17 protein-coding genes and 3 pseudogenes are annotated in these 22268 nt (G+C 60.5%); 16 read left to right on the top strand and 4 right to left on the bottom strand.

Going from position 1 to position 22268, the window contains the following annotated elements; genetic code table 11:
* Nucleotides 1–238: 238 nt before the first annotated feature.
* The 7 genes and pseudogenes from mdaB (at nucleotide 239) to ACZRMS_RS22260 (ending at nucleotide 9186) form a co-directional block, all read left to right on the top strand.
* Complete coding sequence (gene mdaB, locus ACZRMS_RS22290) at nucleotides 239–829, top strand: NADPH:quinone oxidoreductase MdaB (RefSeq protein WP_048362055.1); 591 nt, start codon at nucleotides 239–241, stop codon at nucleotides 827–829.
* Nucleotides 830–977: 148 nt separating this feature from the next.
* The gene (locus tag ACZRMS_RS22285) at nucleotides 978–1889 is read left to right on the top strand and encodes a LysR substrate-binding domain-containing protein (protein WP_463997100.1); all 912 of its coding nucleotides are present in this window, start codon (nucleotides 978–980) and stop codon (nucleotides 1887–1889) included.
* A gap of 123 nt (nucleotides 1890–2012) precedes the next feature.
* Nucleotides 2013–3680: pseudogene (gene ggt, locus ACZRMS_RS22280) on the top strand (gamma-glutamyltransferase).
* Nucleotides 3681–3851: 171 nt separating this feature from the next.
* Complete coding sequence (locus ACZRMS_RS22275) at nucleotides 3852–5297, top strand: SulP family inorganic anion transporter (protein ID WP_463997099.1); 1446 nt, start codon at nucleotides 3852–3854, stop codon at nucleotides 5295–5297.
* Between the two features lie 246 nt (nucleotides 5298–5543).
* Complete coding sequence (locus ACZRMS_RS22270) at nucleotides 5544–6893, top strand: GntT/GntP/DsdX family permease (protein WP_463997098.1); 1350 nt, start codon at nucleotides 5544–5546, stop codon at nucleotides 6891–6893.
* Nucleotides 6894–7754: a MurR/RpiR family transcriptional regulator gene (locus ACZRMS_RS22265; RefSeq protein ID WP_463997097.1), complete on the top strand. Its 861-nt coding sequence runs from the start codon at nucleotides 6894–6896 to the stop codon at nucleotides 7752–7754.
* 1 nt (nucleotide 7755) lies between these two features.
* Nucleotides 7756–9186: an N-acyl-D-amino-acid deacylase family protein gene (locus tag ACZRMS_RS22260; protein ID WP_463997114.1), complete on the top strand. Its 1431-nt coding sequence runs from the start codon at nucleotides 7756–7758 to the stop codon at nucleotides 9184–9186.
* Between the two features lie 108 nt (nucleotides 9187–9294).
* Here the strand turns inward: ACZRMS_RS22260 and ACZRMS_RS22255 are convergent.
* Both ACZRMS_RS22255 and ACZRMS_RS22250 read right to left on the bottom strand, forming a co-directional pair.
* A pseudogene (locus ACZRMS_RS22255) lies at nucleotides 9295–9891 on the bottom strand (methyl-accepting chemotaxis protein); the annotation flags it as partial.
* A gap of 306 nt (nucleotides 9892–10197) precedes the next feature.
* Nucleotides 10198–11217, bottom strand: a pseudogene (locus tag ACZRMS_RS22250) (methyl-accepting chemotaxis protein); the annotation flags it as partial.
* 368 nt (nucleotides 11218–11585) lie between these two features.
* On the opposite strand from ACZRMS_RS22250, the gene pmrG reads away from it, so the two are divergent.
* Nucleotides 11586–12308: a lipopolysaccharide core heptose(II)-phosphate phosphatase PmrG gene (pmrG, locus tag ACZRMS_RS22245; protein ID WP_463997096.1), complete on the top strand. Its 723-nt coding sequence runs from the start codon at nucleotides 11586–11588 to the stop codon at nucleotides 12306–12308.
* 65 nt (nucleotides 12309–12373) lie between these two features.
* Here pmrG and ACZRMS_RS22240 read toward each other — a convergent pair whose 3' ends face one another.
* Nucleotides 12374–12880: a hypothetical protein gene (locus tag ACZRMS_RS22240; RefSeq protein ID WP_463997095.1), complete on the bottom strand. Its 507-nt coding sequence runs from the start codon at nucleotides 12878–12880 to the stop codon at nucleotides 12374–12376.
* A gap of 92 nt (nucleotides 12881–12972) precedes the next feature.
* Nucleotides 12973–14433: an ArnT family glycosyltransferase gene (locus ACZRMS_RS22235; protein WP_463997094.1), complete on the bottom strand. Its 1461-nt coding sequence runs from the start codon at nucleotides 14431–14433 to the stop codon at nucleotides 12973–12975.
* A gap of 185 nt (nucleotides 14434–14618) precedes the next feature.
* On the opposite strand from ACZRMS_RS22235, the gene ACZRMS_RS22230 reads away from it, so the two are divergent.
* The 8 genes from ACZRMS_RS22230 (at nucleotide 14619) to ACZRMS_RS22195 (ending at nucleotide 22212) form a co-directional block, all read left to right on the top strand.
* Nucleotides 14619–15632, top strand: a complete 1014-nt coding sequence (locus tag ACZRMS_RS22230) for an ATP-grasp domain-containing protein (protein WP_463997093.1) — start codon at nucleotides 14619–14621, stop codon at nucleotides 15630–15632.
* Between the two features lie 94 nt (nucleotides 15633–15726).
* On the top strand, nucleotides 15727–16863 hold the full coding sequence (locus ACZRMS_RS22225) for a phosphoribosyltransferase domain-containing protein (protein ID WP_463997113.1): 1137 nt from the start codon (nucleotides 15727–15729) through the stop codon (nucleotides 16861–16863).
* Nucleotides 16853–17611: an HAD family hydrolase gene (locus ACZRMS_RS22220; protein WP_048362069.1), complete on the top strand. Its 759-nt coding sequence runs from the start codon at nucleotides 16853–16855 to the stop codon at nucleotides 17609–17611. Before ACZRMS_RS22225 ends, ACZRMS_RS22220 begins: the two co-directional genes overlap by 11 nt.
* Complete coding sequence (locus ACZRMS_RS22215) at nucleotides 17604–18698, top strand: cysteine protease StiP family protein (RefSeq protein WP_463997092.1); 1095 nt, start codon at nucleotides 17604–17606, stop codon at nucleotides 18696–18698. Before ACZRMS_RS22220 ends, ACZRMS_RS22215 begins: the two co-directional genes overlap by 8 nt.
* A complete protein-coding gene (locus tag ACZRMS_RS22210; protein ID WP_463997091.1) occupies nucleotides 18698–19657 on the top strand; it encodes an HpcH/HpaI aldolase/citrate lyase family protein in 960 nt (319 codons plus the stop codon). The genes ACZRMS_RS22215 and ACZRMS_RS22210 overlap by 1 nt, the downstream gene beginning before the upstream one ends.
* Nucleotides 19654–20328, top strand: a complete 675-nt coding sequence (locus tag ACZRMS_RS22205) for an HAD-IB family hydrolase (protein ID WP_463997090.1) — start codon at nucleotides 19654–19656, stop codon at nucleotides 20326–20328. The genes ACZRMS_RS22210 and ACZRMS_RS22205 overlap by 4 nt, the downstream gene beginning before the upstream one ends.
* A 73-nt stretch (nucleotides 20329–20401) precedes the next feature.
* A complete protein-coding gene (locus ACZRMS_RS22200; protein ID WP_463997089.1) occupies nucleotides 20402–20992 on the top strand; it encodes a TerD family protein in 591 nt (196 codons plus the stop codon).
* Nucleotides 20989–22212, top strand: a complete 1224-nt coding sequence (locus tag ACZRMS_RS22195; RefSeq protein ID WP_463997088.1) for a TerD family protein — start codon at nucleotides 20989–20991, stop codon at nucleotides 22210–22212. The genes ACZRMS_RS22200 and ACZRMS_RS22195 overlap by 4 nt, the downstream gene beginning before the upstream one ends.
* Nucleotides 22213–22268: the final 56 nt, after the last annotated feature.

Genomic DNA, 22268 nt, shown 5'->3' with positions numbered 1-22268 from the left:
ATCACTCGCGCTGTGGCAGCGGGTGTCAGCAGACCGGGATCTTACTCCCGCAAAAAACGCAGGCATACAGGGGATAACCACAGGCAACAATCAAAACTATATTCGTGCATTTGAAGCAAAGGTCATTTGACTCATCACGGGTTTTTCTTACACAGGCAGATCGATATTCTGCCGGCATGTTTTTGAACCCCCCCATGCCGCTCAACAGCGCTGAGGGTTTACCCCCTGGAGGCTGATGATGAAAAAAGTACTTTTGCTTAACGGCGCGAAAAAATTTGCCCACTCCGATGGTCGCTACAACCTGACCATGCACGACACCGCACTGGCGTTCTTTGACCGTCAGGGCTTTGAAGTCAAAGTGACCCACATCGACGAAGGCTACGACATCGCCGAAGAAGTCGAAAAATACCTGTGGGCGGACGTGATCATTTACCAAATGCCGGGCTGGTGGATGGGGGCGCCGTGGATCGTTAAAAAATACATCGACGAAGTCTTCACCGAAGGCCACGGCAAGCTGTACGCCAGCGACGGCCGCACCCGCTCCGATGCTTCGCAGCGCTACGGCAGCGGTGGTTTGATCCAGGGCAAGCAGTACATGTTGTCGCTGACCTGGAACGCTCCGCAGCAAGCGTTTGACGACCCGGCCGACTTCTTTGAAGGCAAAGGTGTGGACGCGGTGTACTTTCCGTTCCACAAAGCCAATGAGTTCCTGGGCATGACCGGCTTGCCGACCTTCCTGTGTGTTGACGTGATGAAGCGCCCGCAACCCGAAGTCGACGCCGGCCGTTATGAGCAGCATTTGACTGAAGTGTTCGGCCTCAACGCCTGAGCCCTGTAGATAGTCTGTTATCGGTCTGGACCCCATGCGGGAGCGAGCCAGCCCGCGAATAATCTTCGCGAGCTGGCTCGCTCCCGCGTTAGTCTCTCTGTAGCCGCTGACGAGGCTACTCTAGGGTCATCACCAACGAGGGGCACGCGTGAAAGCCAGATCCGATGAGCTGCAAATTTTTGTTTCGGTGATTGAGTGCGGCTCGATTTCCGCCGCCGCCGAACAAGCAGGGCAAACACCTTCCGCCGTCAGCCGCACGCTGTCACGGCTGGAGGCCAAGCTCGAAACCACTTTGATCAACCGCACAACGCGGCGCATGGACCTGACAGAAGAGGGCAAGTTTTTCTTCGAGCGGGCCAAGCTGATCCTTGAGCAAATGGACGAGCTTGAAGAGCGCCTGATCTCACACCAGCGCACCCCGTCCGGGCGCCTGCGCATCAATGCCGCCTCGCCCTTCATGTTGCATGCCATCGTGCCGTACCTCCCCGAGTTCCGGGCGCTGTACCCCGAGATCCAGCTGGAACTCAACAGCAACGACCTGATCATTGACTTGCTGGAGCAGAGCACCGACATCGCGATTCGCATCGGCACCCTGGCCGACTCCACCTTGCACGCCCGCTCCCTGGGTTGCAGCCCGCTGAACATCCTCGCCAGCCCCGACTACATCGCCCGATGCGGCGCACCCGCCAGCGTTGCCGATCTGGCCAGCCACACCCTGATCGGGTTTACCCAGAACGATGGCCTCAACCAGTGGCCGCTGCGTTATGCACAGGGTGATCGCTGGCCCATCCAGCCTGCCATCAGCGCCTCCAGTGGCGAGACGGTCCGGCATTTGGCGCTGCAAGGGCAGGGCATCGCCTGCCTGTCGCACTTCATGACCGTTGAAGACATCAACGCCGGGCGCCTGCAGGTAGTGCTGGGCGAATTCAACAGCGGCTACCGCCAGCCGATCAACGCCGTGTACTACCGCAACTCGCAACTGGCGCTGCGTATTCAGTGTTTTCTGGACTTTATCCAGGACAAGCTGGCCAGCTATGCGATTTGCGACTTCAGGGGATAAACCTTGTGGGAGCGGGCTCCCGCACTTTGCATACTCCTTCGCACTTTTACTTTTGTTGTTTGAAAACGTTTCTGAAATCAGACAAGGTTCAGCATCGTCCTACAAAAACAAAAGGAAGTTGCAATGCGTGTTGTATGGTTCAAAACCCTGGCCTTGACGGCTGCCATCGCGGCCAGTTCTTCAGCTTTTGCCGTCACGCTGGACGGCGGCGCCGTTGCCGCCCCGGATCAATACGGTGCCGAAGTTGCGGCACAAATCCTTAAAAAAGGCGGTAACGCCGTAGACGCCGCAGTGGCCACCGCCTTCACCCTGGCAGTGACTTACCCCGAGGCCGGCAACATCGGCGGCGGCGGTTTCATGACGATGTACATCGACGGCAAACCCTACTTCCTGGACTACCGCGAAACGGCCCCCAAAGCCGCTACCCGCGATATGTACCTCAATGACAAAGGCGAAATCATCGAAAACCTGAGCCTGGTGGGCACTCGCGCCGCAGGCGTGCCCGGTACGGTGATGGGCTTGTGGGAAGCGCACCAGCGCTTTGGCAAGTTGCCGTGGGCCGAGTTGCTGACCCCGGCCGTGGGTTACGCCAAAAACGGTTTCAAGGTGGCCGACCAGCAATACCAGTACCGCGAAGATGCGCTGGCGCTGTTTAACGGCACCACCAACTTCAGCGACTACTTTGGCACCATGAAGCCCGGCGAAACCTTCAAGCAACCGGAGCTGGCCAAGACCCTGGAGCGCATCGCCGACCAGGGCGCCAAAGAGTTCTACCACGGCCAGACCGCGGATCTGCTGGTTGCACAAATGCAGCAGGACAAAGGCCTGATCACCAAAGAAGACCTCAACGAGTACAAGGTCAACTGACGTGAGCCGATGCGTGTGGATTTCCGTGGCAATACCCTGTACACCGCGCCGCTGCCAAGCTCGGGCGGGATCGCGCTGGCGCAGTTGATCGGTATCAAGGAAGACCGTGCGGCAGACTTCAAGGGTGTTGAGCTGAACTCCGCACCCTATATCCACTTGCTGGCTGAAATTGAAAAGCGCGTATTCGCTGACCGTGCCGATTACCTCGGCGACCCGGACTTCGGCAAGATGCCGGTGGCAGAACTGACCGACCCGGCCTACATCGCCAAGCGTGCGAAAGAGGTCAACCCGAAAGCGATTTCGCCGACGGCCAATATCAAGCCGGGCCTGGAACCGCATCAGACCACGCACTTCTCCATCGTCGACAAACAGGGCAACGCCGTCAGCAACACCTACACCCTGAACTGGGATTACGGCAGCGGCGTTGTAGTTAAAGGCGCAGGCTTTTTGCTGAACGACGAAATGGATGACTTCAGCTCCAAGCCGGGCGTGGCCAACGCCTTTGGTGTGGTGGGCGGCAATGCCAACGCCATCGAACCGGGCAAGCGCATGCTGTCGTCCATGAGCCCGAGCCTGGTGACCCGCGATGGTCAGGTCACGCTGGTGCTGGGTACTCCGGGTGGTTCGCGGATTTTCACCTCGATTTTCCAGGTGCTGAACAACATCTACGACTACAACCTGCCGCTGGAAAAAGCCGTGGCTGCACAGCGTGTGCATCACCAGTTGCTGCCTAAAGACACCATCTATTTCGACGCTTATGCGCCGCTGACCGGCAAAGTGGCCGATGAGCTCAAAGCCATGGGTTACACCCTGGAAGATCAGGGCTGGAACATGGGCGATATCCAGGCCATCCGCGTGAACGGCACCCAGCTTGAAACCGCCTCCGATCCCCGTGGCCGTGGGGTTGGCATGGTGGTGAAATAAGCGCGTCACCGGTGTGAACTCAAGTGTGGGAGCGAGCCTGCTCGCGAAAGTCTCCTTAAGGATCTTCGCGAGCAGGCTCGCTCCCACAATGGTTTTATAGCCTGCACAATTTGTTACCATCTGCTGCTTGTTACTCCCTCCGTTTATCCAGTCCCGAATTTTAGGTAAACCATGAAACTCAAACGTCTGCGCGCTGATGTCCTGGCCGGGCTCACGACGTCGTTCGCCCTTTTGCCCGAGTGCATCGCATTCGCGCTGGTGGCCCATCTCAACCCGCTGATGGGCCTGTACGGCGCGTTTATCATTTGCACTCTCACCGCGCTGTTCGGCGGGCGGCCGGGCATGGTCTCCGGTGCAGCCGGGTCCATGGCCGTGGTGATCGTCGCGCTGGTGGTGCAACACGGTGTGCAGTACTTGCTGGCGACCGTGCTGCTGGGCGGGGTGATCATGCTGGCGTTCGGTCTGCTCAAACTCGGCAAATTGGTGCGCATGGTGCCGCACCCGGTGATGCTCGGTTTCGTCAACGGTCTGGCGATCGTGATTGCCATGGCGCAACTGGACCACTTCAAGGACGGGGACACCTGGCTCAGTGGCATGGCGCTGTACATGATGGTCGGGCTGGTGGCGCTGACCATGGCCATCGTCTATCTGTTGCCGCGCCTGACCCGCGCTGCGCCGCCTGCACTGGTGGCGATTCTGGGCGTTGGCCTGGCGGTTTACCTGCTGGGCCTGCCGACCCGCACCCTGGGCGACATGGCGCACATTGCTGGCGGCTTGCCGACCTTTAGCCTGCCGCAGATTCCCTGGACCCTGGAAACCCTGTACATCATCGCGCCCTACGCCATCGTAATGGCAGTGGTCGGTCTGCTGGAGACCCTGCTGACGTTGAACCTGACGGACGAGATCACCGAAAGCCGTGGCTACCCGGACCGCGAGTGCGTGGCACTGGGCGCCGCAAACATGGTGTCGGGGGTGTTCGGCGGCATGGGCGGTTGCGCGATGATCGGGCAAACCGTGGTCAACCTCAGCTCCGGTGGGCGGGGTCGCCTGTCCGGCATCACGGCCGGGGTGATGATTTTGCTGTTCGTGCTGTTTCTGTCGCCGTTTATCGAACGTATCCCGTTGGCGGCGCTGGTGGGCGTGATGTTTGTGGTTTCGCAGCAGACCTTCGCCTGGGCCTCTTTGCGGGTGCTGAACAAGGTGCCGCTGAACGATGTGCTGGTGATCATCGCGGTGACGGTGATTACCGTGCTCACCGACCTGGCAGTGGCGGTGATGTGCGGGGTGATTATTGCGGCGCTCAACTTTGCCTGGCAGCAGGCGCGCCAGCTGTATGCCGACGCGGATTTGCAGAGTGATGGCAGCAAGCTTTACCGCGTGCATGGCACGCTGTTTTTTGCGTCCACTACGGCGTTTCTCAAACAGTTCGACCCGGCCAGCGATCCGGCTCAGGTGACGCTGGATTGCCGCCACCTGAACTTCATGGATTACTCGGCCATCGCGGCGCTGGACACCCTGCGCGAGCGCTATCGCAAGGCGGGCAAGCATCTGCGGGTGCTGCATTTGTCCGAGCGCAGCAAGAAGTTGCTCAAGCGCGCCCGTGTGCATCACGAATAACCGGTGGGAGCGGGCTTGCTCGCGATGCCGGCGTCGCGGTGTGTCTGGCATCACGCGGAGCAGGCCCGCTCCCGCAGAGCGATGTAAATCCACTCCCGCGATTTTCATTTTTGACTGTCGCTCATACCTGAACGCGACAGCACATACCGGTTTGCGAAAGTAATTTTCATAAAGATTGAAAATAGCCTTCGGTAATGCTTTTTGAGTTTCACAAGAACTCAAAAAATATTGCCGGGGGAACCTCGTATGACGCCATCGTCGGGCTACGGGCTGCTGCTGTACGCCGCCATTGCCATCATTGCGCTGATCGTTCTGATCGCGCGCTACAAGATCAACCCGTTTATCGTCATCACCCTGGTTTCCATCGGGCTGGGCCTGATGGCGGGCATGCCTGCAGGCAGTGTGATGGGGGCTTATGAGGGCGGTGTCGGCAAAACCCTGGGGCATATTGCGCTGGTGGTCGCGCTGGGCACGATGCTCGGCAAGATGATGGCCGAGTCGGGGGGCGCCGAGCAGGTGGCGCGCACCTTGATTGACCGCTTCGGTGAGCGCAACGCGCACTGGGCCATGGTCTGCATCGCGTTCCTGGTGGGCTTGCCGCTGTTTTTTGAAGTCGGTTTTGTATTGCTGGTGCCGATTGCCTTCACCGTTGCGCGCCGGGTCGGGGTGTCGGTGCTGATGGTCGGTTTGCCGATGGTGGCCGGTTTGTCCGTGGTGCACGCCCTGGTGCCACCGCACCCGGCGGCGATGCTGGCGGTGCAGGCGTATCAGGCGTCCGTTGGGCAAACCCTGATGTACGCGATTCTGATCGGTATTCCCACGGCGATCATCGCCGGGCCGCTGTTCGCCAAATTCATCGTGCCGCGCATTCAGTTGCCTGCCGAGAACCCGCTGGAAAAACAATTTATCAACCGCGAACCCCGCACACGCCTGCCGAGTTGCAGCATCACCCTGGGCACGATCCTGTTGCCGGTGGTGCTGATGCTGATCGGCGGCTGGGCTGACCTGATTTCCACCCCGGGCAGCGGCTTCAACCAGTTTTTGCAGTTCATCGGCAACTCGGTGATGGCACTGCTGATCGCCACTGTGGTCAGCTTCTGGACCTTGGGCCTGGCCCAGGGCTTTAGCCGCGAATCGATCCTCAAGTTCACCAACGAGTGCCTGGCGCCAACGGCGAGCATCACGTTGCTGGTGGGCGCGGGCGGTGGCCTGAACCGGATTCTGATCGACTCGGGGGTGACCACTGAAATTGTCGGTCTGGCCCAGGATTTTCAATTGTCGCCGCTGTTTATGGGCTGGGTGTTTGCCGCGCTGATGCGTATCGCCACCGGCTCGGCCACCGTCGCCATGACCACCGCCTCGGGGGTTGTGGCGCCGGTGGCGATTGGCCTGGGTTATCCGCACCCGGAATTATTGGTGCTGGCCACGGGCGCTGGCTCGGTGATTTTTTCCCACGTGAACGACGGCGGCTTCTGGCTGGTGAAGGAATACTTCAATATGACCGTCGCCCAAACCTTCAAAACCTGGACGGTGCTGGAAACCCTGATTTCCGTGGTGGCGTTTGGTTTTGTCCTGATCCTTTCAGAGCTGATTTAAATGGACATCCTGTATCAAATTCGCGTTCGCCAGGACACCTTCAGCGCCGCCGAAGCGCGCATCGCCCGGCTGATGCTCAGCGACATCGGCTTTGCCGCGAGCGCCAGCCTCGACGAACTGGCGCTGCGGGCCGAGGTCAGCAGTGCCACCTTGTCGCGCTTTGCCCGCAGCGTTGGTTGCCGCGACTTGCGTGACCTGCGCCTGCAATTGGCCCAGGCCAGCGGGGTGGGTAACCGCTTTCTGGACAGCGCGAGCATGCCTGAGCAATCGGCGTTTTTTCGCCAGATCGTGGGGGATATCGAATCGACGCTGCATGAGCATCTGGCCGGTTTCAACGGTGAACGATTTGCCGATGCGGTGCGGGTGCTGAGCGAGGCGCGGATGATTCACGCGTTCGGCATGGGCGGTTGTTCCAGTGTGTGCAGCGATGAATTGCAGGTGCGCCTCGTGCGGCTGGGTTACCCCATCGCCGCCTGCCGCGACGCCGTGATGATGCGGGTGGTGGCTGCGACCCTCGGGGCGGAACACGCCGTTATTGTGTGTTCTTTGACGGGGCAGACCCCGGAGCTGATCGAGGCGGTCAAGCTGGCCCACAACTATGGCGCCAAGGTGATCGCGATCACCCGGCCCGACTCGCCGCTGGCTGAGCTGGCAGATGTGGTGCTGGCGCTGCAAGGCGTGGAAACCAGCTTTATCTACAAGCCCACCGCTGCCCGTTACGGCATGTTGCTGGCCATTGACGTGCTCGCCACCGAGCTGGCGCTGTCGATGCCCGAGGCCAATCAGGAGCGCTTGCGCCGGATCAAACTGGCACTGGACGACTATCGTGGCGGCGACGACTGCCTGCCGTTGGGGGATTGAAATGCGCTACGACACACTGATTCGCAATGCACGGGTGATTGATGGCAGCAACGCGCCAGGCTATATGGCCGATGTGGCGGTGCGCGCCGGGCGTATCGAGCGCATCGGCGAGCGGATCGATGCCCGCGCCGAGCATGAGATCGACGCCGCAGGTCGGGTGCTGGCGCCGGGGTTTATTGATGTGCACACCCACGACGACACGGTGGTTATCCGCCAGCCGCAGATGCTGCCCAAGCTCAGTCAGGGCGTGACCACGGTGATTGTCGGCAACTGCGGCATCAGCGCTTCGCCAGTCACCTTGCGCGCTGAGCCGCCAGACCCGATGAACCTGCTCGGCGCCAGAGCCGCGTTTGTATACCCGCGCTTCAGTGACTATCGCGCTGCGGTCGAGGCGGCGAACCCTGCGTTGAATGTCGCCGCGCTGATCGGTCATACGGCGCTGCGCAGCAACCATATGGACGACCTGCACCGTACTGCCACGCCCGGCGAAATCCACGGCATGCGCGAGCAATTGCGCGAGAGCCTGGAGGCCGGAGCCCTTGGGTTATCCACAGGGCTGGCTTACGCCAGTGCGTTCAATGCCGAGACCGATGAGGTGCTGCAACTGGCCGCCGAACTGAGTGCATTCGGTGGGTTGTACACCACCCATTTGCGCAGTGAATTCGAACCGGTGCTGGAGGCCATGGACGAAGCGTTTTTGATCGGGCGCCAGGCCCGAGTGCCGGTGATTATTTCCCACCTCAAATGCGCCGGTGCCGGGAACTGGGGGCGTAGCCCGCTGTTGCTGGCGGCGCTGGAACAGGCGGCAAAAACCCATCCGGTGGGCTGCGATTGCTATCCCTATGCGGCGAGCTCCTCGACCCTGGACCTCAAGCAAGTGACCGATGCGTTTCGCATCACTATCACCTGGTCGACGCCGCACCCCGAAGTGGGAGGTCGTGATCTTGTGGACATTGCCGGGGCGTGGGGAGTGTCGTTAATCGACGCGGCCAAGCGCCTGCAGCCGGCCGGCGCGGTGTATTACGGGATGGACGAAAGCGATGTGCGCCGGATTCTGGCGCACCCGTTGTCGATGATCGGTTCCGATGGCTTGCCCGAAGACCCGTTCCCGCACCCGCGTTTGTGGGGGGCATTCCCACGGGTGCTGGGGCATTTCAGCCGTGACGTGGGGCTGTTCCCGTTGCACACGGCGGTGCACAAGATGACAGGGTTGTCGGCGGGGCGTTTTGGTCTGAGGGAGCGGGGCGAAATACGCGAAGGCCACTGGGCGGACCTGGTGCTGTTCGACGCCGAAAAAGTACGCGATGTGGCGGACTTCAACCAACCGCAACAGGCAGCTGAAGGGATTGACGGGGTGTGGGTCAACGGCGTGTTGAGTTATCAACAGGGCGCGGCCAGCGGCAATCGCGCCGGAGTGTTTTTAGCCCGCTGATGTTGCTGTTGTGGGAGCGGACTTGTTCGCGATTCAGGCGACTCGGTGCAACTGATACACCGCATCGATTTTGTCGCGAGCAAGCCCGCTCCCACAGGTTCAGAGTGGTTACACCTTGAAGTGGCTCACCATCCCTTGCAGTTGATTGCCCAGCCGCGCCAGTTCAACGCTGGACTTGGCGGTTTCGTCGCTGGCCGCTGCGGTTTGTTCCGAAACGTCGCGCACGTTGACGATGCTGCGGCTGATCTCTTCGGCCACTGCGCTTTGCTGTTCGGCGGCGGCGGCAATTTGCTGGTTCATCGACTGGATATTCGACACGGTGCGGGTGATGCCCTGTAACGAGGTGCCCGCCTGGCGGGTCAGCGTTACGCTGCTGTCGGTCAGGGTGCGGCTGTTGTGCATCACGCTGGCCACCTGCTGCGTGCCGCTTTGCAAGGCGGCCACCAGGGTCTGGATCTCTTCGGTGGATTTTTGCGTACGCTGTGCCAGGCCGCGTACTTCATCGGCCACCACGGCAAACCCGCGGCCGGCGTCACCGGCACGGGCGGCTTCGATGGCGGCGTTGAGGGCCAGCAGGTTGGTCTGTTCGGCCACGGCCTTGATTACGTCCATGACGCTGCCGATCTTGTCGCTTTCCTGTTGCAGCACGGCCATGGCTTCGGTCGAACGGCCGACTTCTACCGCCAGGCGCTCGATCTGATCAATGGCCTGGTTGACCACGGTGTCGCCTTCGCGGGCTTCGTTGTCTGCTGCTGCGGCCGCTTGGGAGGCCTGCTCGGCGTTGCGTGCCACTTCTTGCACGGTGGCGGTCATTTCATGCATGGCGGTGGCCACTTGATCGGTCTCGATCTTCTGGCTGTTGACCCCGGCGCTGGTTTGCTCGGTGACGGCAGACAGTTCTTCGGCAGCGCTGGCGATCTGGCTCACGCCATCGCGAATCCCGCTGATCAGCTCGCGCAGGGTGGTGCCCATGCGCGCAATGCCTTGCTGCAACACACCCAGTTCGTCGCGACGGGTGATGTGCAGGTTTTGGGTCAGGTCGCCACTGGCAATACGTTCCACCACGGCCAGGGTGTCACGCAGGGGGCCGGTGATCTGACGGGTGATGATGACCGCCGCGATCACGCCAAACAGCAACACCAGCAAGGTGGTGATCAGTTGCATGCTGTTGGCCGTGGCGCTTTCGATGTCGCGACGTTCCAGCTGGATTTTGTACAGCTCGTCACTGAGGGCAAGGACGCTGGTGCCGTATTCGGTCATGTCCTTGCGCGTGGCGATGATGGTGTTGTCAGTGTCGGTGTACACCTGCAGCGCCTGTTTGTACTGCTCCATGGTCCGGGTCAGGGTGCGCAGGGTGTCGCCAGCATCAGTGGCGAAATGCGCATTTAACCGCTCAAGGCTGGCGACGGCGCTGTCCAGTTGCTGGCGAGCGGCGGTTTCGGTTGCCGGAGTGGGCGCAGCGATATAGGCGCGTACCTGGTAACGCGAGAGCAGGAACTGCTCACGGATTTCAGACACGGTCTGGAATATGGCGAAACGGTTTTCATCCTCTGCGGGCAGTTGCACGGCGCGGGCGATCAGCGTTGCGATGGCGTCTTGCGCCAGTTTGGCGCTGCGGTCCATGGCCGCCCGTGAGGCTGCAGACTCAACGTAAGCCTTGCGCATCGTCACCAGTGCGCTTTCGTAGCGACCGATAATGGCTTGCTGTTCCTTGAGCAACTTGAGGTTGTCCAGGCTCTTGAAGCTGGCGATCAGCTGTTCTTGCTGAGCCGAAAACGCATCAATGCTGGCTTGTACCTTCTGCGCGGAGGCTTCGTCACCGTCGGTGAGCATGTACTGCAAACGCGTGACCCGCAGGTTGGTAAACGCGGTGTTGAGGCGCGTGATGTCGCTCATCCAGTTACTGCGGTCAATCAGTTTGTCCAGGCTGATCCAGTTGCACACGGCCATTACGCAGGTGAGGGCCAGTACCAGGCCAAAGCCCAGGGTCAGTTTCAGGTTGACGCTGATGTTGCTCAGCCATCTATTCATAGTGTTCTCCAGGAACGGTGCACGCATGATCTAAGTTCGCTGGAGGGTTTTATTTTTTTGGCCCAGCCGAGTGTTGTGTTGGGGGGTATCGGCGGCATTCGTCAGAGCTGAAATGTTTTGTTGGATGCAATGTTTAGATAGCTGCATACCCATCTGGACAGTGTGGTCAAACCGGGCATCACGTTTTTTTTCACATTCGTTTCACCTGCCTCTGACCTCTGCTTTTTTAGAATCCCGTTCAGCTAATGGAGACCTACGTTGTGTAAGTCTATTTCTTGCAGCGGGCGGCGAATCTATCCGCTGTCATATTCGCGTTATAGGGTGGCGGCCAGTGTCGTTCACTGACTGCCATAGGGGGCGTGTTTATCGTGACGTTGAGTCCTGTCTTGACCGCAATCAATCGAACACTGCTGCGCCGTGGGCTGGCCCGTTATAGAAATGTGCTGGTTGTAGGCGTTGCAAGCGTGCTGGCCATTGCGCTGACATTGACCTTGTTGGCGCCCGCGTCTGCGCCCAATCTGGCGCAAGCCAGCCATGCCGATCATGTGTTGTTACTCACTGACAGCTGGGCCAAAGGCGATGTGATTGCACTGGTTCGCCATGCCGAGCGTTGCGATCGCTCTACCACGCAGTGCCTGGGGCCAGAGGACGGTGTGACGGTGCGCGGTGCCGCAGCCGTTCAGGCGGTGGGCTCGGACTATGAGCAGTTGGGCCTCAAGAGCGCCGACATTTACAGCAGCTTGCTGACCCGGGCCCGGCAAACCGCCGACGCCATGTTTGCCCGGCCAGTGGAGGCCCAGGACTGGCTGTTCAACTGCCGGGGCACCATGTTGCGGGATGCCCTCAAGCACAAGGTCGCGGGTCACAACCTGGTGCTGGTCACCCACAGTGAATGCATGGACCAGATGCTTCTGGACATGCACCTGTCAACGAGCACGACGTTTGGTTACGGTGACTCATTGTTCATCAAGACCAACAGCGTCAATGGCGAACCGCAGATGCTGGGCTACATCGCACCCAAAGACTGGACGAGCATCGTGCCTGTAGTCAGCGCGACGGCCGGCCACGGGTATGAAGCCTTGCAGTTCTGAGCTGCCCCTTCAGGCTCCCACTAACGCCCGGCCATGTGCCGGGCGTTTTCATTGCGTTTGCCCAATCAGGTGCGTTTGAGCAGGCGGTTCCAGTTTTGCTCATCGGGCAATGGCAGGTCGCTGAGTTCGCGGGCCACCACATTTTCGATATCGCCGGCGCTGAGCACTTTTTCGTCAAGCCATGGCCATGTGGCATCCGCATCCCTGAAGTTGAGCTGATCGTTCAGTTGCTGGCAGGCGAGGGCGAGCAAATGCATCAGTCGCCACTGGCTGGTGATGTAGGGCTTTTGTTGTGCCGGGATACGGCTGAGCAGGGCCGTCACGTCGGGCAAATCCGGGCAGGGTGACTGGTCACTGTGCAGGTTCCATACAATCGAACCCTTGTTCGATACGTCCTGATTGGCCAGTGCCGGGTCGCAGCTGACCTCGACGCTGAGCTTGACGCGTTGCTGTTCAAGCTGATCGATCAGGTAGTTGGCCAGGTCAGACTTGCGTAAAAACGCAGTGGCTGTGTTAAAGGCCAGTTGAGCGTCGTAGTCGCTCAGGGTTTTGCTGGTAATGCTGATGCTCATGACAGGCTCCTTGAGTGGGAAACGCCCAAGGAGCGTAGCCAATACCCTGCGATCGGCCACGGCAACTGCCGTTCTGTTGCCCGGGATCAAGTTTATGGCCGGGGCGCCGCCAGGGTCACAAAGTGAAAGTGACGACGCCCCACGCTGACCTTGTCCACGATGTTCAAGGCCATACCGGGCACCTCCGGGTTTTCGATGAGCACGATGTTGTCGGGCGATGCACTGAGAAACGCCTGCAGTTCTGCGGTTGAGTCCAGGGTGTGTTGCAACTGGCGGGTGTAAAACACCACGGCGGCCAGGCGCTCGTCGGGCTTCATCAGCGCGATCTGTTTGCCGCTGGCTTGCAGGCGCATGGTGTGGGCCGCCAGGGGCTCGAATGACTCGGTTTTATCGGCGAGCGGGGCCCGGAGCGCCGCCACCATGTAGGCGATTACCACGGCGGCCAACAAGGCACCGGCGAGGGCGCGGTGGTGCTCGCTCAGGAACTTGGCCCACGCCGAGTGCTGGCCTTTTTCGCGCAGCCAGGCCAGAACAACCCGGGCGTACTCGCCCGCAATGACCGCAGCCGCTGGCGCCAGCGACATCAGGTACACCGCACGTTTGCTGGAGGCGAAGTTCAGCAGCACGAACTGCGCCACCAGCCACACACAGAAAAACAGCAGGTAGGGGTTGCTGCGCAGTTGTTTGCGAAAGTGCCAGAGCCCCAGGTAGGTCAGCAGGTTCCACGGCAAGAAGGCTTCGGGGAGTTTTCGCAGGTAGTAGTAGAACGGTTCGTAATGCCCGGCTTCGACAAAGGAGCCGCTGAAGCGGCCCACGCTGTTGGTCCACAGCAGCTCGCCAAGCGCTTGCATGCCGCCGCGCTGATACAGCACGCACAGCCAGATCATCAGCGGGACCAGCCCCAGCAGGGTCAGCAGCGCAGGTCGCAACCAGTTGCGCGGTACAAAACGTTTTTCGATCAGGCTTTCACACAGCAGAAAAACAAAAATCACCACCCCCGGCAATGCCAGGCCCAGTACGCCTTTACTCAAGGTCGCAATGGCAATGCCCGCGGCAAACAGCAGCCAGCTGCCCCGGGCAAAACGCAGTTGGCGGCTGGCATGAAAAAACGCCAGCAAGGCCATGGTCACACCCAGGGTCAGCAGCGCGTCTTCACCCACCTGTCGCACATTGCCCCAAAAACTGCCCATGGTTGCCAGCATCGCCGCGGCGGTCCAGGCCAGTGCGCCAGGGCGCCCCAGCTTGCGCAACATGGCATACAGCAACAGCACGCAAAACAGTCCGGCAAAAGCCGAGGCCAGACGCACGGCGAATGGCTGGGCGCCAAACACACGAATGGCGCCCGCATCCAGCCACAGACTCAGGGGCGGTTTTTCAAGGAAGGGCTCATTGAGCAAGTTGGGTGTGACCCAGTCGTCGCTCAGGTGCATTTGCATGGCGATGCCCGCCACCCGCGACTCGGTCGAGCCTTGCAGCTGGTGATTGCCCAGCGCAAAAAAGAACAGCACCCCGGTGAGGAGCAACAGCAGCAGAGCGGGACGAGTCAGACGCATTGGGCTACCAGGCAGAAAAGGCAGGGGAATACTGCGCGGGAGTATAGGAGGGTAATTATTTACAAAATGTGAAAGCGCCTGAGCCCAGGCTTGCCGGCGATGCGGTTTGTCAGGTGGTCGCAGGCGTCATCCGCTAGAATCCCGCGTTTAGACCGCCTCTCCACTATCTGTAGCAAGGGATGTCCATGATCTGGTTTCTTGAAGGGCAATCGAGCCAACGCGACGTGATTGCAGGTGCCCGCGCGGCGCTGCCCGATGCGGTTCGGATCTTTGCCTCACACCGACAAAATCGCCCTGAAATTACCGGGTTGGCGGATGTCGCCTGGCGCGAGCCCCAGGACAATCAAGAACGCATCGGCTGGGTTATCGAACAGGCGCGCACCCATCAGATCCGCGTGGTGCTGGCCGGACGCGTGGGGCAGGTCTATGAAGCACACCGCGCCGAGTTCGAGGCCGCTGGCCTGCAACTGATCACGGGCGCCCTGGATCTGGACACCTTTGAACGGGTAGACGACAAAGCGGTATTCACCCGCGAAGCACTGGCGGCCGGGCTGGCGTGCATTCCGGCAATTGAGGTGAGCACTCAGGCCGAGCTGCAAGCGGCATACGCCCAGCTGTCCCGTGATGGCCAGGTTTGCGTAAAACCGACACGAGGCATTTATGGTCAGGGCTTCTGGCGCCTGGCCGATGACGTCGACCCGTTCCGCAGCTTTGCCAACGCCGACGCCCATGAAGTCAATGCAACGGTATTTGCCCACGCCTACGGGCAATCAGAAACGCCCAAGCCGTTGCTGGTGATGCCGTACATGCCCGGCAGCGAGTGCTCGGTGGACATGGTGTGTGAAGCAGGCGAGGCCGTGGCGTTTGTCGGCCGGCGCAAGCAGGGCCTGATGCAGACGTTCGAGCGCGACGGTGCTGCGGTTGAACTGGCGATCAAGGCCGCACGGCACTTCAAGTGCGACGGCATCGTCAACGTGCAGACCCGCGATGATGCGGCGGGCCAGCCACACCTGCTGGAGATCAATCTGCGTTACTCCGGTGGCATCGGCTACACCCGCGAAGCCGGAGTCAACCTGCCCGGTATTTTTGCCGCCCGTCGCCTTGGCCTGCCGGTGCCGGCCAGCGACTGGCACGAGGATGTGCAAGTCAAGGCAATCACGGTGGTCGTTCCGGTTCGCGGGGAATCGCTGTTAAGGTGAGTTGACGTTTTCGGTAACCATTTTTCGCTTGTCTTAAGTCATTGACTCGCTGATCGTCCCCCACTTTTTATGTATTTCCAGGTAGTAAATGTTGATGAATAGCGGTAACCCCATGACCGAACCCAAGGTTTTGCATGCAAACCTTAAGCGCGGTCGCCTGGAGGTGGAGGTCAATGCATCGACCTTCGAGCCTCAGGCACTTTTCAGTTTTGCCGAGCGGCGTAATCCAAAGCGGGCCTTTTTGTTTGTTTCCCGCGTGCTGGGCCGTCATATCCCGGCCCGTCCCTCGCTGATGGCTGAAAGCTTCAACGCCCTGGCCGGCAAGATCCCGGCGGACCTGCCCGGCCCGGTGCTGGTGATCGGCATGGCTGAAACTGCTGTCGGGCTGGGCGCCGGCGTACACCGTGCGTTGAGCCAGACCCGCAACGACAGCGTGTATCTGTGCAGCAGCCGTCACCCCACGGGCAGCGAACTGTTCGCCCGTTTTGAAGAAGAACACAGCCACGCCAGCTCGCACCTGCTGCATCTGCCACAGGACGCGCACACCCGCGCCCTGATGCTCAGCGCCCGCTCACTGGTGCTGGTGGACGACGAAGCGTCGACCGGCAATACCTTTATCAACCTGTCCCGGGCGCTGGCCGAAGCGGGGCTTGACTCGATTGAGCGCATCGTCACCGCGACCCTGACCGACTGGTCCCGGGATGCTGTGCGCAAGGCCATGGGCGACCACGTCAGCAGCGTCTCGTTGCTCGACGGTCGCTACACGTTCGCCGAAGATCCCGCCGCTGAACTGCCGGACATGCCCGAAGTGGGCAGTGTGGCCCAAGGTGACTGGGCGCTTGACCCGAGCCGTGACTGGGGGCGTATGGGCGTGTGTGAACACCTCGACACCCTGGCGCCCGACTTGCAGGTCACGCCCGGTGAACGGGTATTGGTCATCGGTACCAGTGAATATGTCTGGCCCCCTTTCCTGTTGGCCGAGCGTCTGGAGCGGGCGGGTGCCGACGTGCACTTCAGCTCCACCAGCCGCTCCCCGATTGCCTTGGGCCATGCCATCGACCACGCGTTGTCGTTCTCTGACAACTACGGGCTGGGCATTCCCAACTTCCTTTACAACGTCGCCCCGGGCCAGTTTGACCGGGTGCTGATTTGCAGCGAAACCCCGGCGGCCGCCGTCGACCCGGCGCTGATCAGCGCGTTGAATGCGCAGGTGATCGTAGATGAGCAGTAATCGCCCACTGGTATTCGTCGATCTGGACGACACCCTGTTTCAGACCGCCCGCAAAATGGGCGATGAGCCCCGCTTTGCCGCCACGCTGGACGTAGACGGTCAGCCCAATGGCTTTATGAGCGCGACACAAAAAAGCTTTGTGGAATGGCTGCTGGCCACCAGCGACGTGGTCCCCGTGACTGCGCGCAGCATCGAGGCCTATCAACGGGTGCAATTGCCCTTCGCCCACGGTGCGGTCTGCGCCCATGGCGGGGTGATTCTCAACCCGGACGGTTCGCTGGACCTGGACTGGCATGCCCGCATGTGCGACCAGCTGGCACTTGAGCAGACCCGTCTGCACCAGTTGAGCGAGCAAACCCTGGCCATTGGCGCCGAGCTTGGTTTTTCGCTGCGCGGTTGGGTGGTTGAAGAGCAGGGCCTGGCCAATTACGTGGTCACCAAGCACAACAACGAAACCGATGAAGCGCTGCTCACCGTGTTGGCCGAGGTCAAGGCGCGGGGCTTGCTGGACGGGCTGTATGTGCACGGCAATGGCAACAACCTGGCGTTCCTTCCCGTAGCGCTGCAAAAGCGTGAAGCGGTGCGCGAGTGGATTCGTCGCGATCAGGCGATCAACGGCAAGCGGCCGTTGCTGGGCTTTGGTGACAGTGTGTCGGACCTGGGCTTTATGGCCGAGTGCGACTGGTGGGGCACGCCCAAGCGCGGTCAGTTGGCCAGTCATGTATTGGCGAGCGTCAGTCATGAGTAACGCTTTTGCAGGGCTGAACACCGTCGGCAGTGGCAGCTATGACGCCGATGACGTGCACTTTTTACTGCGTGCCATGCAGATTGAAGCCACTGACGTGCAGGAAAAAGAGCGCCTGATCCAGACTCAGCAGCGTCATTACTCCGAGATGATCAGCGAGGAGCACGCGCCGTCCGACACCCATAAAAACCTGTATCAGCTGGCCCTGGCACAAAACGGTGCCCGTATGGCGGCCGATGTGCAGGCGCTGGCCCAGGCGTTGAATGAACGTTACAGCGGTCCTTCGATTGCGCTGGTGTCGTTTGTGCGGGCCGGTTTGCCGCTGGGCGTATTGTTGCGCCGGGCGCTGCTCGATCTGGGCCGTGAGGCCCGGCACTACGGGATCAGCATTATTCGTGACCGTGGAATCGACAATGTGGCACTCGAAGCTATCATCAAGGCCCACGGTGCCGAGAACATCGTGTTTGTCGATGGCTGGACCGGCAAGGGCGCGATCAGCGGCCAGATCCGCGACAGTCTGGCGGGCGACTCGCGTTTCCCGGCAGATCCGCGTCTGGTGGTGCTGGCCGACCCTTGTGGCCGCGCCTGGCTGGCGGCGTCGGCGCAAGACTGGCTGATCCCGTCGGGCATTCTCGGGGCGACGGTTTCCGGCCTTGTTTCACGCTCCATCTGGCCGCAAACCCCGGGCCTGCATGGTTGCGTGGTGTACGACCACCTGGCTGAGCACGACGTGACCATGGGTTTCATCCACAGCATCGAAGCCGAGCGAGCGCAGCTGGCGCCGCAGGCATCGGCCCAACCCTGGACACCGGAGCAGGCATTGGCTTTGCAACGCTCGGCGGTGGCTGCGGTCGAACGTATCTCGACACGGTTTGAGGTGACCAACCCCAACCGGGTCAAGCCGGGTATCGCCGAGGCCACCCGGGCCGTGATGCGCCGGGTGCCGGACCACGTGCTGGTACGTGACCGTGACGATCAGGACGTGCAACTGCTGCTGCACCTGACGCGTCAGGCCAATATCGAGGTTCAGGAGGTCGGTGACCAATTGGGGCCGTATCGCGCTGTGACCGTAATCAGGAGTGTTCGCTGATGATCAAGCACTCAGCCTATGCCTTGGGCGCCACTCTTTATATGCCGGCTACCCGTCCCGACATTCTGGAGGTGGTACTGGGCGAAAAGATTCAGGGTCTGCGCTCGCTGGTGGTGTGCCTGGAAGATGCGGTGGCCGAAACCGACGTGCAACAGGGGCTGAACAACCTCAAGAACCTGTTGCTGGGGATCGAAGCCCGTGGCGGCCGGCCGGCCGGCGGCCCGATCCTGTTTGTGCGGCCACGGGACGCGGCCATGGCGGCGGTGCTCAATGAGTGGTCGCTGATGCGTCATGTCGACGGCTTTGTGGTGCCCAAACTGAGCCTGCGCAATATCCGCCAGTGGCAACAGGCGGTCACCCGCAGCGATTTGATGCTGATGCCAACCCTGGAAACCCCGGAAGTGTTTGTGCCGGACGCCATGGTCGATCTGCGCAGCGCCATGCAGGAGCAATTGCCGGGCCGTATCATCGCCTTGCGCATTGGCGGTAACGACTTGATGGGCTGCCTGGGCTTGCGCCGCCCCCCGACGATGACCCTTTACAGCACGCCCATGAGCTATGTGATTGCGATGTTGTGCGGGGTCATGGGGTCGGCAGGTTTTGCCCTGACCGCGCCGGTATTTGAACAACTCAACACTCCGCACTTGCTGGAGCAAGAGCTGGCGCTGGACATGGCTCACGGGCTTGTGGGTAAAACCGCAATCCACCCGTCGCAAATTGCAGTTATCCACAGGGCGTTGCAAGTCACCCTTGAAGATCTGAACAGTGCACGCCAAATACTGAGTGAGGCGGCGCCTGCGGTGTTCAAGTTCAACGACGCCATGTGCGAGCCCGCGACCCATTACAAATGGGCGCAAACGATTATTGAACGGGCACATTGGCAAGGGGTTCGCTCCGAAGTCGCCAGCTCGTCAGACACTTTTGGAGGCAGCCTGCGATTGGCTGAATTAGTGGGTTGAACGACGATTTGAAGACACCGGTCAAAGGCAAGCAGGTTCTGTCGGCTTTCGATTTTGATGGCACGCTGACCTATCACGACACCTTTGTGCCGTTTTTGCGCTTTGCCTTCGGCAATCGGTTGTTCGCGATGCGCTTGTTTCGGATGATTCCGGCCACTGCGTGCTATCTGCTGGGTAGGATTACGCGTAATGAGCTGAAAGAAAAGCTCATCGCGGTCTACCTGACTGGTGCCAAAGAGGTGTGGGTAAAAGAGCGCGCAGAAGCATTTTGTGACGTTTCGTGGCAGCGCTTAATGCGGCCTTTGGGCTTAACATCCGTCGCCAACCAGCTTGAGCAGGGCGCCAACGTTACGATTTGCTCGGCGTCCCCGGAATTGGTGCTCACACCGTTTGCCAGAAAGCTCGGTATTGGCCTGATCGGAACACGTCTGGCGTCAGTCGATGGCGTGCTGACCGGGGCGATCGACGGCACCAACTGTCGCTGTGAACAAAAAGTCATTCGGCTGGAGGCGCAATACGGGCCTTTGGACCAATACACACTGCGTGCCTGGGGTGACACCGTAGGCGATGAACAAATGCTCGGGGCCGCTCAGGAGCCACATTGGCGCGAATTTCACGCGCTGTGGCGTCGCAAGCGGCCACTTGACGTGTGCCTGCGTGAAGGACTGTAAGCAAGGCGTAAGCAACGCATGTCAATAATCAGCAATAACCTATCGTGCTTGAATGCAGACAAGGAGACGCTTCATGGCCATTTCGCTGTCCAAGAACCAAACCATTTCTCTTGAAAAAGAAGCCGGCACCGGCCTCAAGAAAATCCGCATGGGCCTGGGCTGGGACCCGGTCAAACCGAGCGGCTTTTTTGCCAAACTGCTGAGCAGTGACACCGCCATCGACCTGGATGCCTCATGCATCCTGCTCGACAGTGCCAAGCAGCCGCAGGACCTGGTGTGGTTCCGTCAACTCAAGTCCAATGACGGCTCCATCGTTCACTCCGGCGACAACCGCACGGGTGAAGGCGATGGCGACGACGAATCGATCCAGGTCAACCTCGAGCAGTTGCCTGCCGGCGTCAAGCATCTGGTGTTTACGGTGAACTCGTTCACCGGGCAAAACTTCGAAGCGGTAGAAAACGCCTACTGCCGCATTGTTGATGAGCTGACCGGCAAAGAGCTGGCGCGCTTCAACCTGTCCGATAAAGGCCGGCACACAGGCGTGGTCATGGCCTACATGAGCCGTACTTCGGCGGGTTGGGACCTGACTGCCGTCGGTACTGTCGCCAATGGCCGTACGGCCCAGGACTTGAGCAGCGAAGCGGCTCAGGCGGTGCGCCCATGACGGCCCTGACACCGGGCGCCAATACCGCCGTTGCCCCAGGCACCCTGAGCGTCACCATCACCTACACCCCGGTGCCGGGCGCTGATCTGGACGTGTCGGCGTTCCTGCTCAATGAGTCGGGCAAGGTGCGTGGCGACAATGACATGTGCTTCTTCGGCCAGCAGAGCGTCAATAATGGCGCGGTCAAGCTGGTCGAATCTGCTGCAGGGCGCAGCGTGTTCAGCGTCAACCTGGACGCCGTTGACCAGGCCATCGAAAAAGTCGCACTGACAGCGACCATTTACGAGAACAAGGCCCGTTTCGATGCTTTCCCGCAACTGACCGTCTCGGTGAGCGGCGGTATTGAAGCCCCGATCCCGACCCAGGGCATGCAAGAGACCGCGTTGATCCTCGGCGAGTTCTATCGTCGTCAGGGCGCCTGGAAGTTCCGTTGCGTGGCCCAGGGCTTTGCCGGTGGCCTGGCGCCTTTGGCCCAGCACTTCGGGGTTGATATTGCTGCACCTGCACCTGCACCTGCTCCGGCTGCCGCGCCGACGCCACCGCCTGCTCCCGCACCTGCTGCGCCAGCACCGGCATCGAAGGTCAACCTGTCGAAGATCACTCTGGACAAGCAGCGCCCGTCCATCAGCCTTGAGAAAAAAGACGGTGATTTTGGCGAGATCAAAATCAACCTGAACTGGAACCGCAGCAACCCGAACGACAGCGGTGGCGGTGGTGGTTTTTTCGCGACGCTGCGCAGCAAGGCTACCGGCAAGTCGGGCGGTATCGACCTGGACGTGGGTTGCCTGTACGAAATGGAAAACGGCCGCAAGGGCGCGGTTCAGGCCCTGGGCAATGCCTTTGGCGATTTCCGTGACGAGCCGTTTATTCAACTGATGGGCGACGACCGTACCGGCTCCGTGAGCGACGGCGAGTGGTTGCGCATCAATGGCAAGGAGTGGCGCAAGATGCGTCGCGTGCTGGTTTACGCGTTCATCTACGAAGGCGCACCGAACTGGCAGGCGACTGACGGCGTGATCACCTTGTACATCCCGGGTGAGCCGCCGATTGAAGTGCGTCTGAGTGAAGAGGGGGGCACCAAAGGCATGTGCGCCATCGCTTTGCTTGAAAACGTCGGTGGCAGCGTGAAGGTCAACCGCAAGGTTGAGTTCTTCAAGGGTCACTCAGATATGGATAAGGCGTTCGGTTGGGGCATGCGCTGGTCTGCCGGCTCCAAATGAGCGCTATGTAATTGGCCGCCTGCCGAGGCAGGCGGTGGTCCTTCAATTTCTGACAA

The sequence above is a fragment of the Pseudomonas sp. B424 genome (assembly GCF_055408345.1).
The sequence above is the reverse complement of the archived record's forward strand: the minus strand, read 5'-3'. Positions and strand labels throughout refer to the sequence as shown.